The organism is uncultured Parasphingorhabdus sp. (assembly GCF_963975735.1).
Classification (GTDB): Bacteria; Pseudomonadota; Alphaproteobacteria; order Sphingomonadales; family Sphingomonadaceae; genus Parasphingorhabdus.
The window spans coordinates 25,328-38,538 of sequence record NZ_CAXBIA010000021.1 but is presented as its reverse complement, the minus strand read 5'-3'; the positions used below and the strand labels follow the sequence as shown (position 1 = coordinate 38,538).

The following is a 13,211-nucleotide window of genomic DNA, read 5'->3' as shown; positions in this document are numbered from 1 at the left end:
GGCGGCCGGGTCGGTGCCTATCGCGAAGCGCTGGAAAATGGCGCGGACCTGCAAGACGCGCTATTGCGCAATATTTTTCGTGGCGAGAGACCGGATGATGGAGCGCTGTCTTATGTTGCGGAGAGAATCACCGCTTATCACGCCGCGCTGCAAGGCTGCAAAACCGACGAGATCATTGCGGGCCACATCCCGGACAGCGGAGCGGCTCTATAATGGACGCACCTGAATTTTCCTGCGTCGTCAAACTGTCCGAAATTGGTTCGAAGCCCAAGACCGGCAAGCTCACGGCCAGCGCCGAAGAGCGAAGCGCTCTGGCATCAAGATTCGATTTGCCAGAAATTTCGAGCCTGACGGCAAGCTACAAACTGCTGGGTGGCGAACGCGGGATAGCTTTCTCCGGAAAGCTCGAATCCGATTTGCTCCAGAGCTGCGCAATTACCGGCGAAGACATCCCGGTACAGGTTCGCGATACTTTTGAAATATTGTTCATCCCCAAGCCCGATCCGGAACAGCTCGAGGAAGAAATCGAACTGACCGAAGACGAATGCGATATCGTCGAATATGAGCAAGCGCAGATCGATCTCGGCGAAGCCATTGCGCAAACGCTCTATCTTTCGCTCGATCCCTTTCCGCGCGGTCCCAATGCCGATGAGGTTGCCCGCAAGAAAGGACTGAAATCCGAAGCGGAAGCCGGTCCCTTTGGCGCTCTCGCGGCGTTGAAGGACAAGCTCGGCTAGTCAGCCTTCTCGTCGACCTTGGCCGCCGCGGCGTTGGTCAGGCGTTTTTGCAGCCCGTTCAGCCGTTGCTTGCTGGTGATCTTGCCGCCCAGCAAATCGGTGATGTAGAATGTATCGACCGCGCGCTCGCCATAGGTGGCGATATGGGCGCTGTGCACGGTCACTTTCGATTCGAACAGGGCATAAGCCAGCGCATTGAGCAAGGCCGGACGGTCCTGTGCGTTGACTTCCACCACGGTAAACCGGTTGGACGCGTCATTGTCGACCAGCGCAAATGGCGTGATGGCAAAGGCCCCTGCCCGCGAATGGGTAAGCGGGCGGGCGTCGAGCTTGGTCGAGAGCTTGGACCGGTTGGCCAGAGCATCCTCGACCGCTTCCTTGAGCCGGTCCAGCTGAGCCTTTTCGGAAAAAGGCTTTCCGTGCGCGTCCTGAACCAGAAAATTGTCCAGCGCCATGCCGTCACGGGTGGTGTGGATGCGCGCATCGATAATATTGCCGCCAGAGACATGGATGCCGCCCGCAATACGATAGAATAATCCCGGATGATCGGCGGCATAGACCGTGATCAACGTGGCGCCGCGTTCAGCATAGATATCGGCAAAAATCGCCAGGTCGGTATCCCCGGCATCGAGCACGAGCTGCGCATTTTGTGCAATCACATCATCGGGTTCGGCGATCCAGTATGGATCGGGGAACCGCTTGGCCAGTTTCTTGAAGTCGGCGTCGGGCAGGTTCAACGCCTCGGCCAGAACCGCCTTTTTCTCGTCGATCCGTTCCTTGCGGCCGCGCTGTTTGTGACCGAGCAGCAGCATTTCCTCCGCCGCTTCAAACAGATCGGTCAGCAACTGCCGTTTCCAGCTGTTCCACACGCCGGGTCCGACCGCACGAATATCGACGACGGTCAGCACGGTGAGCTGGCGGAGACGCTCGACGCTTTTTACCTGGCTGGCAAAATCCTGGATGGTCTTGAAATCGGAGAGGTCGCGTTTGAAAGCCACTGCCGACATCAGCAAATGGTTGCGGACCAGCCACGCGACCAATTCGGTTTCATGCGGTTTCAGGCCCAGTCGCGGACAGAGCTTCATCGCCACTTCCGCACCCAGAACACTATGGTCGCCGCCGCGTCCCTTCGCGATGTCGTGCAGCAAGGTGGCGACAAACAGCACCCGCCGGTTCTGTAATTTTTCCATGGTGGCGGTGCTGTTCGGATGGTCACCCGCCAGATCACCCCTGCCGATCCTTGCGAGCAGACCAATCGCGCGGATCGTATGCTCGTCGACCGTGTAATGATGGTACATGTCGAACTGCATCTGCGCTACAACCCGACCGAAATCGGGGATGAAACGGCCAAAGATTGCGGCCTCGTTCATCCAGCGCAGCACCAGCTCGGGATCGCGCGGCGAACAGAGTATATCGAGAAAAAGCTTGTTGGCGCGCGAATCCTTGCGGACCCTGTTGTCGATCAGCTTGGCATCGCGCCGCGCCGCCCGCATTGCCATCGGATGGATTTCCAGCTCGTGCCTGTCGGCAAGCCAGAAGATTTCCACCAGCCGTACCGGGTCTTCCTCGAAAAACTCTTCGTTCGGCAAGGCCAGCCGGCCACGATCGAGGACGAAGCCCTTCAGCTTCTTCGGCTTGCGGGTTAGCGACGGCAGGAACCGGCGCACCCCGGCATTATGGGTTTCGTCGAGATGGGCAAGGAACACACCAGTCAGATTGCCGACAACTTTTGCGTTCAGGAAATAATATTGCATGAACCGCTCGACCGAGGATTTACCCGGCCGGTCGGCAAAGTGCATCCGCCGGGCCACCTCGGGCTGCAGGTCAAAAGTCAGCCGGTCTTCAGCGCGGCCGGTGATGTCATGCATGTGACAGCGGACTGCCCACAGAAAATTGGCTGCCTTGCGAAAGCGCTTGAATTCGTCTGCGGTCAACAGGCCGACATCGACGAGATCCTCGGCCGACGCCACCCGGTGGATATATTTGCCAATCCAGTAGAGGGTTTGCAGATCGCGCATACCCCCCTTGCCTTCCTTGACATTGGGCTCGACGACATAGCGACTGTCGCCCATTTTCATGTGCCGGACATCGCGTTCGGCCAGTTTCTCGGAGACAAATGTGCTATCGGTGCCAGCGACAACCTCGCTGAAAAAACGCTGTTTCGCGTCTTCGTAGACGCCGGTGTCACCCCAGATATAGCGGCCTTCGAGCAGCGCCGTGCGGATCGAAAGATCCCCTTTCGCCATGCGTACCATCTCGTCGATCGAGCGGCTGCTCTGCCCGACCTTCAACCCGAGATCCCAGAGCCAGTAGAGCATCGCTTCGACCGCCTGTTCGGTCCAGCTGGTAGCCTTGTGCGGGGTCAGAAATGCAATATCGACATCGCTATGCGGTGCCATTTCCCCCCGGCCATAGCCGCCGACCGCCATCACCGCGATCCGTTCGCCCGAGGACGGGTTGCCGACCGGATATTGGTGTTGCACCGCGATATCGTGAATGAGCCGCACCAGCTGGTCGACCAGAAACGACTGGGCTGCCGCCATTTCATGGCCGGCAGACGGCTTTTTCAACAGACGCCTGCTGATCTCCGCGCGTCCATCTGCCAGCGCTTCCTGCAGGATCGGAAGGATTTTTGCCCGCGCGTCGGGCATGCCATGTTCGGCAATCAGCTCCTCGATCTTTTCAGCCAGCGCACGGCGATTGATAATATCCCGCTGCCGGACGATCCGTGTCCCCGGATTCGCCGGCGCAGCTGGAATATCGGTGCGTATATTCATCCAGTCGCTGCCAGCTCGTCACGATGCTTTTTCGCAAGCACGATTTTGGCGATTTTTGCCGTGCCGAGTTTCGGCAACGGTTCGTCATATTGCCAGACATGTACCGGCATTTTATAGGGCGCAAGCTGGTGCTTGAGCGTTTCCAGCAGCTCTTCGTCCGTCAGACTATGGCCTTCCTTGATGTGGTAGACGAGTGCCGGCACTTCCCCGAACCGTTCATCGGGAACGCCGAAAATACAGGCTTCGGCGACCGCCGGGTTTGCATAGACCGCAGCTTCCACTTCCTGACAGCTGATATTCTCGCCGCCGCGGATGATGATCTCCTTCTTGCGGTCGACAATGTAGAGATAGGATTCGGGATCAAGATAACCGATATCACCGGTGCGGAAATAGCCGTCTTCGGTGAAGGCATCGCGGGTGGCCTCTTCGTTATTCCAGTAGCCGGTGAAATTGGCAGCGGTACGGATACAGACTTCGCCCCGCTCCCCCTGCGGCATCTTGTTGCCGTCATCATCCAGGATCGCGACATCAACAATCGGCGGCGTTGCCCGGCCGGTGCTTTCCGGCTTGGCGAGATAATTTTCATTCTGGTTGGAACAGCCAACACCGTTGGTTTCGGTCAGGCCATAGCCAATGACCGGGAAACCGTCGCCCATTTTCTCCTTGATCCGCCGGACATGCTCGACCGGACGCGGCGCACCGCCTGCGGCCATGGTGACACAGCTGCTGAGATCATATTTGTCAAAATGCGGATGCGAATAGATTTCCATGCTCATCAGCGGCACGCCGACAAAATAGGTGACCCGTTCCTTTTCGATCAGGCGCATTGCCTCTTCGGCATCCCATTTGTTGAGGAATACCAGTTTCCGGCCGATGGCATAGCTGACCAGAACCAGCGGCACCGAAGCGGTGACATGGAACAGCGGCACGCAAACCATCGCGGTCGGTTGCCCTTCCGGCATCGTACCGGCCGCAGTCATCATTTGCACCAGCACCAATACCGTGCCGACATAGCTCATGGCACCCTGTACCACCGAGCGATGTTCGGCATAGGCGCCCTTCGAGCGACCAGTGGACCCGGAGGTAAATAATATCGTCGCATTGTCTTCGGGGCCGATTTGCGGCATCGGCGTCTCCGCGCCACCACCTTTTTCCAGCATGACTTTCAGCCCTTCGAGAGGCAATTTGTCATGTTCGAAGACCAATAGTTCGGCGCCGTGGTTGCGTTTCGACTCGACCAGGCGCTGAGCCCGCTGATAATCGGCAAAGACGTAGCGACAGCCGACATCCTCGATGCCGTCGGCCAGTTCATCACCCTGCCACCATCCGTTGAGCTTCGTCGAAACGCCGCCCGCAATGGTAATCGCCATGTCGAGGATGATCCAGTTGGCCGAATTGCGCGCGGCGATACCGATCCGGTCACCTTTCTGAACGCCATAGCCTTCGACCAGTCCGCCAGCCAGAACACGCGCGGCAGCATAGGTTTCGCCAAAGGTCAGGCGGATGTCGCCATCGACCAGAAATTCCTTGTCGGCATTCTGATGCGAGAAATAGGCCAGATAATCCGCTACATTCTGCGGCGCATTTTTGAACACCGGCATGTCGACACCAAATTTATTGATCGTGTCGAGCTCCAGCATTTGACCAGGTTGGGTCAATGCCGCCATCGTTTTATCGATTGCCAAGTCAAGTTCAGAAATCGCCATTCTTCTAGTCTCCCGTTGTTCCCTCTTGGTAAAGGGGAATTTCCCTTTATATGGACAGGAAACCACGCGGGGAAAAGAGTTGATTGATATTATATTGGCCAATGCGGCACAGTTTACGCGCTTTGAGGAGCTTGGCCTGTCTCCCAACGCACTCGATCTCGGTTTTTTCCAGCTCAAATGGTATTCGCTGGCCTATCTTGCCGGGATATTGATCGGTTACTGGTATCTGAGCAAGCTGGTGGCGCAGCCGGGCTCGCCAATGGCCCGTCGCCACGCCGATGACCTGATCTTCTGGGCGACGCTCGGGATCATCGTCGGCGGCCGACTGGGCTATGTGTTTTTCTATGCTCCCGAAATCCTGCAAGAGCCGATCCGAATATTCGAGGTATGGAAAGGCGGCATGTCGCTGCACGGTGGTACAATCGGCGTCGTGCTCGCGCTCTGGTGGAGCGCGCGGCGGGAGAAACTCAATTTTCTGCGGATGTGCGACTATATCGCCTGCGTCATCCCCTTCGGCCTGTTCTTCGGACGGCTGGCCAATTTCGTCAACGGCGAGCTGTGGGGACGGCAAACGGACGTCGCCTGGGCCGTCATTTTCCCGATGGGCGGCGAAGTCGCCCGCCATCCCAGCCAGCTCTACGAAGCGGGCCTCGAAGGCCTGCTCTATTTCGTCATCCTGTCGCTGCTCTTCTGGAAAACGGATGCCCGCTATCAGCCGGGCAAGCTGCTTGGTACCGGTCTGCTGGTTTACGGCTTGAGCCGGTTTACCGTCGAATTCTTCCGTCAACCGGATGCCCAGCTTACATGGCTGGTCGAGCAATCGGGCTTCAGCATGGGCCAATGGCTGACCGTGCCGATGATATTGCTGGGCGCCTGGCTGGTGTTCACCGCCAAAGCCCGGCGCACGCGCATCGAGGCAGTGGCCGGAGACAAGAGCGTTGCCTGACGGCATCAAAACGGACCCTCCCAGTGCAGCGCATATAATCGCCGACCGGATCGACCGTGAAGGTCCGATCCCGCTGGGCGACTATATGGCAATCGCCAATGACTATTATTACGCCAGCAAGGACCCTTTGGGCGAAGAGGGTGATTTCGTCACCGCGCCCGAGATCAGCCAGATGTTCGGCGAAATCGTCGGTATCTGGCTGGCCGATCTATGGCTGCGTAAAGGGTCGCCCGACCATTGCCATTATGTCGAACTGGGACCGGGTCGCGGCACGTTGGCCAGTGACGCGCTGCGCTCCCTCGCCAAATTCGGCTGCTCGCCGATGGTCCATTTCGTCGAGACCAGCCCGGTCCTGAAAGCCAAACAGGCGGAGGTCCATCCCGAAGCGATATGGCATGACGATATAGCAAGCCTGCCGGGCGACGGACCACTGCTGGTCGTCGCCAATGAATTTTTTGACGCGCTGCCGATCGAGCAATTTGTCGCGACAACCGGCGGCTGGCGACGGCAGATGGTCGCGCGCGATCGCAGCAAATTTGTCGCTATCCCGAGTTCCGAAGTGGCGGAGGACCGGATTGGCAGCAGCATGAGCGGCTTTCCCGATGGCACGATATTGGAACGCTCTCCGGTCAGCGTCGAACTGGCCGGCGATCTGGCCAATCGTCTGGCCAAACAGGGCGGCACATTGCTGATCATCGATTATGGCTATGCGCGTCCGGGAACCGGCAGCACTTTGCAGGCGGTCAAGGACCATATGCCGATCAGCCCGTTTGACAGTCCGGGAGCATCGGATCTCACCGCCCATGTCGATTTTCATACTTTGGCCAATATCGCGCGAACGCGGCTGTTGGCGGTACATGGCCCCGCAGAACAGGGCCAGTGGTTGAAGTCGCTCGGGATTGACCAGCGCGCAGAAGCGTTGATCAACGCGACGCCAAAACAGGCAGATAATATCCGGGCGGCGCACCAGCGGCTGACCCATGCCGACGAGATGGGCTGCCTGTTCCGGGTAATGGCGGCGACCCCGATAGACTGGCCGGAACCCGAAGGCTTCAGCTACGGTGAGGAATAGCGGCTGTTGCTAGACTGCTAACCAACCCATGCGGCGACTTCGGTAGCCACTTTATTGGCGGCCCGGTTCAGGCCTTCCCCGACGGGATTTGGTTCGGCAGCAAAGACCTTTTCACTGGCCTGGAAACGCTTCTTCTCGACCGGCTTGTCCGTAACCATTTTGACCGCATCATAAGTGACGGTGACGGTCAGGCTGGGGCCGTCGAGGCCGAAATCGACCAGTTCGCCAGTGATATAGGTTTGCGCGTTACCGCCAGCTTCTGTTGCCGTCAGCACCAGCCGGTTATTCTTTTCCGCAATGGTTTCGCTGAGCAGATCCTGAAACAGGCGTGCCGGCTTGTCGACCCACACGGCATCTTTCAAATAGGCGATGCCCGTGCCAGCGGTCTGTACCGGCACCCGGATAGTGTTCAGCTTCTGTGGTGCAGCCGGCAACGCGACGACCAGTGAACCGGCCTGCGTTCCGCTCCGCACAGCCCCGGCCGAGAGCTTCTGGTCGGGCGACAGCGATAGCAGCGACGGTGGCGGTTCAGCGCCGCCAAAACTAACGCACGCGCTTAGCGCTGTTGTTGCGGCCAGCAGACCGACGGCTTTCAAAAATTTGCTCATCATATCTGCCCCTTCATTTTCCTGGCTCATAGTCCGGTAGCGCTGGCGCCGACAATAATGAACCGGCCCCGCCCTGATCCAGCCGCTCGGTAACCTTGGTCATCGATTTGGTCAGCGCCTGCATATCCTCGACCAGCTGGTCGATTTCCGGCAGCGTCTTTTTCGAGAAACGCTCGGCACCGGGCTGTGCATTTTTCAACACGCCTTCCAGAGCAAGGAGACTCTTGGAAGCGGAATCCAATGTTGTGGCCAGATTTTTCGCCACCGGCTCACCGTTATTGGTCAGGAAAGCATTGGTATTATCCGCTACCAGGCCCAACTTCTCGGCTGTCTGGCCGGCATTGCGAATGGCGATCCGTGATTCTTCCATCAGCGCTTCCAGACCCGGCGCCTGTTGCGCCAGACTGCCGGTCAATTTGTCGGTATTGGCCAATATGCCGCTGATCGATTTCTGATTGTCATCCGACAATAGCAAGGTCAGCCGGTCGGTCAGGGTCGCCAGTCGCTCTACCACCAGCGGAGCGCTGTTCAGCAATTCGCCGAGCGCACCCGGCTTGGTCGGAATCACCGGCACCCCTTCGGGCCCCTTTTCGGTAATCGGTGGTGCGCCCTTTTTTGCCCCGTCGAGCTGAATATTGGGCGGCGCAGTGAAACTCACGCTCTGGATGGTGGCGGTGGTACCTTCGAGAATTGGTGTATCCTCACTGACGGCAATACGAACGCGCACAAAATTCGGGTCCTTCTTCCACAGTTCGACCTTGATCACCTGTCCCGAGGGCACGCCGGCAAAAGTGACGCCGGTTCCCGATGCCAGTCCACCAACCGACTGGGAGAAGAAAATATCATATTGCTTGGTCGCACCGTCGCCAAAGCGAACGATCCACACCAGAAAGGCGGCCACAAGAGCCAGCATCACCAAAGTGACAACACCGACAAGGATATGATTGGAGCGCGTTTCCATCTATTTCACCTCTATGACAAGCGGTCTCGCCAGCTGCAACAATTCTCTGAACCGGTTGATCATTCTCATCCTAGCATCTTTTTTCCGGCAGAGGCCATCCGGCCCCGCGGGCCATTGAAATATTCCTGTATCCAGGGATGGTCGAGCGCGAGCAATTCATCGATTGTACCAACCGCGATAACCTGCTGGTCGGCGAGCACTGCGACCCGATCACAAATTGCGTGCAGCGTATCGAGATCATGGGTGATCAGGAACACCGTCAGCCCGAGGGTCTGCTGCAATTCCTTGGTCAGGCTGTCGAACGCGGCCGCGCCGATCGGGTCCAGCCCTGCGGTCGGTTCATCGAGAAACAATAGTTCGGGATCGAGCGCGAGCGCCCGTGCGATACCGGCCCGCTTGCGCATCCCGCCCGATAACTGGGAAGGATATTTCGGCGCCGCATCGGGCGGCAGTCCGGAAAGACAGACTTTATATTTGGCGACTTCCCGCCGGAAGTCCCGATCCATGTCGGGATAGAATTCGCGGATCGGCACCATCACATTTTCAGCCACGGTCAACGTCGAAAATAGCGCGCCACCCTGAAACAGCACACCCCAGCGCTTGCGAATTTCGATCGTCTCGGCATCCGATTTGCCCAATATATGCTGGCCAAAAACCTCGACCTCGCCCTCGTTCGGCGTCTGCAGCCCGATGATCGAGCGCATCAATACCGATTTGCCGGTACCGGATCCGCCAACCACGCCGATAATTTCGCCACGACGCACATCGAGATCAAGATTGTCGTGAACCACCTGCTCGCCAAAGCTGTTGCGCAGACCGCGAACGCTGATGATCGGGCCGTCATAATCGGGATTATAGGCGATGGTCTCCGACTCGCGCATCAGTTCCACCCGATCCAGCTGAAGAAGACTGCGAAAAACGCGTCGAGCACGATGACGAGAAAGATCGCCTGAACAACTGCTGCTGTGGTCCGTTTGCCAACATCCTCGGCATTGCCCTTGACCTGCATCCCCTGATAACAGCCGGTCACGGCGATGACCGCTCCGAATACGGGGGCTTTCACCAGTCCGACATAGACGTCGGTCAGAGGCACCACCTCGCGGATGCGGGCGAAAAAAGTTGCCGGCGGGATGTCGAGTTCGACCCAGCTGAGCAGACCGCCGCCGATTATCGCGACGATCGAGGCGTAGAAGCCGAGTAGCGGCAGCATGCAGACGGCGGCGAGAAAGCGTGGCAACACCAGCGCCTCGATCGGCGACACGCCGATGGTGCGCATCGCGTCAATTTCTTCGGTCAGTTTCATCGTGCCGATCTGCGCGGCAAAGGCCGAGCCGGACCGCCCCGCCACCATGATCGCGGTCATCAGCACGCCCAGTTCGCGCAGCGTCAGACGCCCGACCAGATTGACGGTGAACACTTCCGCGCCGAACTGCCGCAACTGAACCGCGCCTTGCTGCGCGATCACCAGGCCAATCAGAAAACTCATCAGGCCGACAATGCCGAGGGCACGAACGCCGACGACATCAAAGCGCTGGATCACCGCATTCCATCTTATCCTGCCGGGGTGGCGGACCAATCGGAAAAAACCGACGATGATCGCGCCGAAAAAGCCGATCAGTCCTGTCAATGTGGTGAAGGCCAGGCTTGTCGCCTCGCCGACCTCGCTGATCACACGGATCACGGGGTTGAGCGGTTCAGGCCGTATGTCGGTTGGCTGATCAGCACCGGCGACTGCCGCGATCAGCCGCTGCGCATCGTCATTTGCGCCGACAATCTCGGCTTCCATATCCCGCGCTGTCCTGTGGACCAGCCAGGCCCCCACCGTGTCTACATAGCCTGTACCGGAAATATCCAGCCGCGTTGCTTCACCCGCATAGGAGCGCAACCGTTCGGGCAAGTCGCCCACGCTGGCTATCGAAAGGTCGCCGGAAAAATGCAGCGTAACCGCACCATCTTCGGCTGTCTCTTCGACAAAATCGCTGGGTATCGACATCGCATCTATAGGTGACCGAAATTGCGACAAAGCTCAAGAGATTAAACTGCTCAAATATTTGGTGCTTTCACAGCCTGACTGCTAAGGACGGCGCGAACAGGAACTTCGGGACGGCATGCAGAAAATATCACTTTACGACATGGACCGGACGATTACCGTGCGCGGAACCTATACGCCATTCCTGTTCCATATGGTCTTTGCCAGAGCGCCATGGCGTCTGATTTTCCTGCCGATCCTGCCCTTTGCCTTCGCCGCTTACGGGCTCAAGCTTATCAGCCGCGGGCAATTGAAAACCTTCAACCAGAGAATGTTGCTCGGTAGCAGCCCCAAGCTTTCGGCCCTGCAACCGCATATCGAAAACTTCGCCGACAAGGTCCTGCAATCCAATCGTCACCGGAAAGCGATTGATCAGGTCGAAGCAGATCGCGCTGACGAGCGGATATTGGTGCTGGTGACAGCATCCTATGAACTTTATGCCGAAGCCATCGCCCGCCGTCTTGGCTTTGACCATCTGATCGGCACGCAGCTGGTGGTCGACGGCGAAGGGCGCGTGCTACCGGAGATCATCGGCGAGAATTGCTATGATGATGCCAAGATCGGCCGGATCGAGGCATTGTTTGCCAAGCAGGGTTGGCAGCGCACCGATGCCCATGTCCGCGCTTATTCCGACCATGTCAGCGATCAGGCGATGCTGGAATTTGCCGACGAGGCAATCGCGACAACGCCGACGCCAAAACTCCACCGCCTGGCCGAACAGCGCGGCTGGAAAATCGTCGACTGGCGCTGAACCGAAAGCGACGCTGTGCCTTGGAACCAAGGGCCTGCGACTTGTTCCGCACTGCCCGCCAATCTGATTTTTGTGGACAGCCGAGCGGCGATGAATCAAATGGACCGGATTGCCCACCTGGAAATTCCACCCCGGAGTAAGGAAGACATGTCATTCACGAAGCTGCTCGTACCGACCTATACACAAATGCTCAAAGCGCTCGCCGGGTGGCTGGACAAGGCGCAGTCCCAGCTTCCCGATACTGATTCGGAAGCGCTGCTATCTGCGCGCCTCGCGCCCGACATGTTCCCGCTGTCCACCCAGATTCGCTTTGCCTGCGTGCAGGCGCAGGAAGCGGTGTTCCGGCTGAAGGGAGAGGTCTTCCCTGCTTTGATCGGCGAGCTTCTCGATGAAGGGCGTGATGCGGCAGAACGGCCCGGTACTTTCGCGAATGCAAAGGCGCGGATTGATGAGACCCTCGCGTTGCTGGAGGGTCTCGCCCCGGACGCGCTCGACAAGGACCCGAACGAACCCGTCGCGCACGCGCTTCCGATTGGCATCGTGTTTGACCTTACCGCCGAGCAATATGCCCGCGACTGGGCGCTTGGCCAGTTCTATTTCCACATCATGACCGCCTATGCGATATTACGGAGCGAAGGAGTAGAACTCGGCAAAGCCGATTATATTCCGCACATGTTTCCCTATATACGGCCGGGTACGATGCCAAAAGGCTGATGGCAGGACTGCAGGGCGTCACCATATAGTTGACAGTCCGGCGCATCCATCGCAAGCGGCGCGGCATGGCAATTATCGCAACTATCATGAACAGCGCCACCGGTCAGCCGATCCAGAAAATGACCTTTGGCCGCATGCCCAAACCCTGGGCCTCCTTCAGCCTCGAGAGCGGTGAACTGGTCACCGCCGAGCGGATCGATATCGGCACGCCCGCGCATGGCAAATTTGTCGCGCCGGTTTCGATCTGGGTTATGCCCAAGACACCCAAGACCTGACCGATGAGCGTTGCTTTCCGCAGAGAAGGTGATGACGAGCATCTCGAACCCAAGTTCGAGCATCCGATCCCCGTCGGACCCAATCTGGTCACGGCGCGCGGGCTGCAGCTGATCAAGGACCGCGTGGCCGAGTTGCAGTCAAAGGTTGCCGGGCTGACCGACGACGAGGTCGCGCTCAAGATCGCGAAGCGCGACTTGCGCTACTGGAACACAAGACAATCGACGGCGGAGCAACCGCCGGTGCCGAGCGGTACCACGGTCGAATTCGGCACCAGAGTGACCTTCCTGCTTAACGGCAAAGAGAAAACGCTCTCGCTTGTCGGTGACGACGAAGCCGATCCGGCCAGCGCGCTGGTGTCTTTTTCCGCACCCATCAGCCGGGCGCTGATGGGACTTGAGCCCGGCGACTATGGTGATTTTTCCGGCAAAGAGGATGCGATTGAAATTCTGTCGGTCGAGGCGGTCCCGCCGACATAAGACGGTTGGTTGTTCAGAAGAAACTTTACACAAAGGCCCGGTTTTATTTTCTGTCAACTTTGCCTGAAACGCCGAGAATTCTGGGATATTCCCTTCACCAACCGGATACCTAGTGTAATCTTCCAGAAGGATGGATATCCGGTCGGCGCGCGGCAAGT

General features: G+C 58.3%; 14 protein-coding genes. 8 read left to right on the top strand and 6 right to left on the bottom strand.

Annotated elements, in window-relative coordinates:
• The coding region (locus AACZ86_RS15395; protein WP_339694149.1) for a ubiquinol-cytochrome C chaperone family protein at positions 1-213 on the top strand (213 nt) is incomplete at its 5' end.
• On the top strand, positions 213-737 hold the full coding sequence (locus tag AACZ86_RS15390) for a YceD family protein (RefSeq protein WP_339694145.1): 525 nt from the start codon (positions 213-215) through the stop codon (positions 735-737). The genes AACZ86_RS15395 and AACZ86_RS15390, both read left to right, overlap by 1 nt.
• Here AACZ86_RS15390 and AACZ86_RS15385 read toward each other — a convergent pair.
• Together AACZ86_RS15385 and AACZ86_RS15380 are read right to left on the bottom strand one after the other, a co-directional pair.
• A complete protein-coding gene (locus tag AACZ86_RS15385) occupies positions 734-3,514 on the bottom strand; it encodes a [protein-PII] uridylyltransferase (RefSeq protein ID WP_339694140.1) in 2,781 nt (926 codons plus the stop codon). The two genes, AACZ86_RS15390 and AACZ86_RS15385, sit on opposite strands and share 4 nt — an antisense overlap.
• Entirely contained in the window at positions 3,511-5,220 is a 1,710-nt protein-coding gene (locus AACZ86_RS15380) for a class I adenylate-forming enzyme family protein (RefSeq protein ID WP_339694137.1), read from the bottom strand. The genes AACZ86_RS15385 and AACZ86_RS15380 overlap by 4 nt, the downstream gene beginning before the upstream one ends.
• Before the next feature lie 79 nt (positions 5,221-5,299).
• Here AACZ86_RS15380 and lgt point away from each other — a divergent pair, with 79 nt between their 5' ends.
• Positions 5,300-6,166, top strand: coding sequence for a prolipoprotein diacylglyceryl transferase (lgt, locus tag AACZ86_RS15375; RefSeq protein WP_339694134.1), 867 nt, complete (start codon positions 5,300-5,302; stop codon positions 6,164-6,166).
• Positions 6,159-7,238: an SAM-dependent methyltransferase gene (locus AACZ86_RS15370; RefSeq protein ID WP_339694131.1), complete on the top strand. Its 1,080-nt coding sequence runs from the start codon at positions 6,159-6,161 to the stop codon at positions 7,236-7,238. Before lgt ends, AACZ86_RS15370 begins: the two co-directional genes overlap by 8 nt.
• Positions 7,239-7,255: 17 nt before the next feature.
• Here AACZ86_RS15370 and AACZ86_RS15365 read toward each other — a convergent pair whose 3' ends face one another.
• From AACZ86_RS15365 to AACZ86_RS15350, 4 genes are all read right to left on the bottom strand, one after another.
• Complete coding sequence (locus AACZ86_RS15365) at positions 7,256-7,846, bottom strand: ABC-type transport auxiliary lipoprotein family protein (RefSeq protein WP_339694128.1); 591 nt, start codon at positions 7,844-7,846, stop codon at positions 7,256-7,258.
• 13 nt (positions 7,847-7,859) lie between these two features.
• Complete coding sequence (locus AACZ86_RS15360; RefSeq protein WP_339694125.1) at positions 7,860-8,807, bottom strand: MlaD family protein; 948 nt, start codon at positions 8,805-8,807, stop codon at positions 7,860-7,862.
• 65 nt (positions 8,808-8,872) lie between these two features.
• Positions 8,873-9,688, bottom strand: a complete 816-nt coding sequence (locus AACZ86_RS15355) for an ABC transporter ATP-binding protein (RefSeq protein ID WP_339694122.1) — start codon at positions 9,686-9,688, stop codon at positions 8,873-8,875.
• A complete protein-coding gene (locus tag AACZ86_RS15350; protein WP_339694119.1) occupies positions 9,688-10,800 on the bottom strand; it encodes an ABC transporter permease in 1,113 nt (370 codons plus the stop codon). Before AACZ86_RS15350 ends, AACZ86_RS15355 begins: the two co-directional genes overlap by 1 nt.
• A 115-nt stretch (positions 10,801-10,915) precedes the next feature.
• Here AACZ86_RS15350 and AACZ86_RS15345 point away from each other — a divergent pair, with 115 nt between their 5' ends.
• From AACZ86_RS15345 to AACZ86_RS15330, 4 genes are all read left to right on the top strand, one after another.
• Entirely contained in the window at positions 10,916-11,587 is a 672-nt protein-coding gene (locus AACZ86_RS15345) for an HAD-IB family phosphatase (protein WP_339694116.1), read from the top strand.
• A 147-nt stretch (positions 11,588-11,734) separates the two neighbouring features.
• Positions 11,735-12,301 (top strand): DUF1993 domain-containing protein, encoded by a 567-nt coding sequence (locus AACZ86_RS15340; protein ID WP_339694114.1) that lies wholly within the window; start codon positions 11,735-11,737, stop codon positions 12,299-12,301.
• Between the two features lie 65 nt (positions 12,302-12,366).
• Positions 12,367-12,576 carry a hypothetical protein gene (locus AACZ86_RS15335; RefSeq protein WP_339694111.1) on the top strand — a complete coding sequence of 70 codons (210 nt, stop codon included), beginning with the start codon at positions 12,367-12,369 and terminating at the stop codon, positions 12,574-12,576.
• A gap of 3 nt (positions 12,577-12,579) precedes the next feature.
• Complete coding sequence (locus tag AACZ86_RS15330; protein WP_339694109.1) at positions 12,580-13,053, top strand: GreA/GreB family elongation factor; 474 nt, start codon at positions 12,580-12,582, stop codon at positions 13,051-13,053.
• The last annotated feature ends 158 nt before the right edge of the window (positions 13,054-13,211 follow it).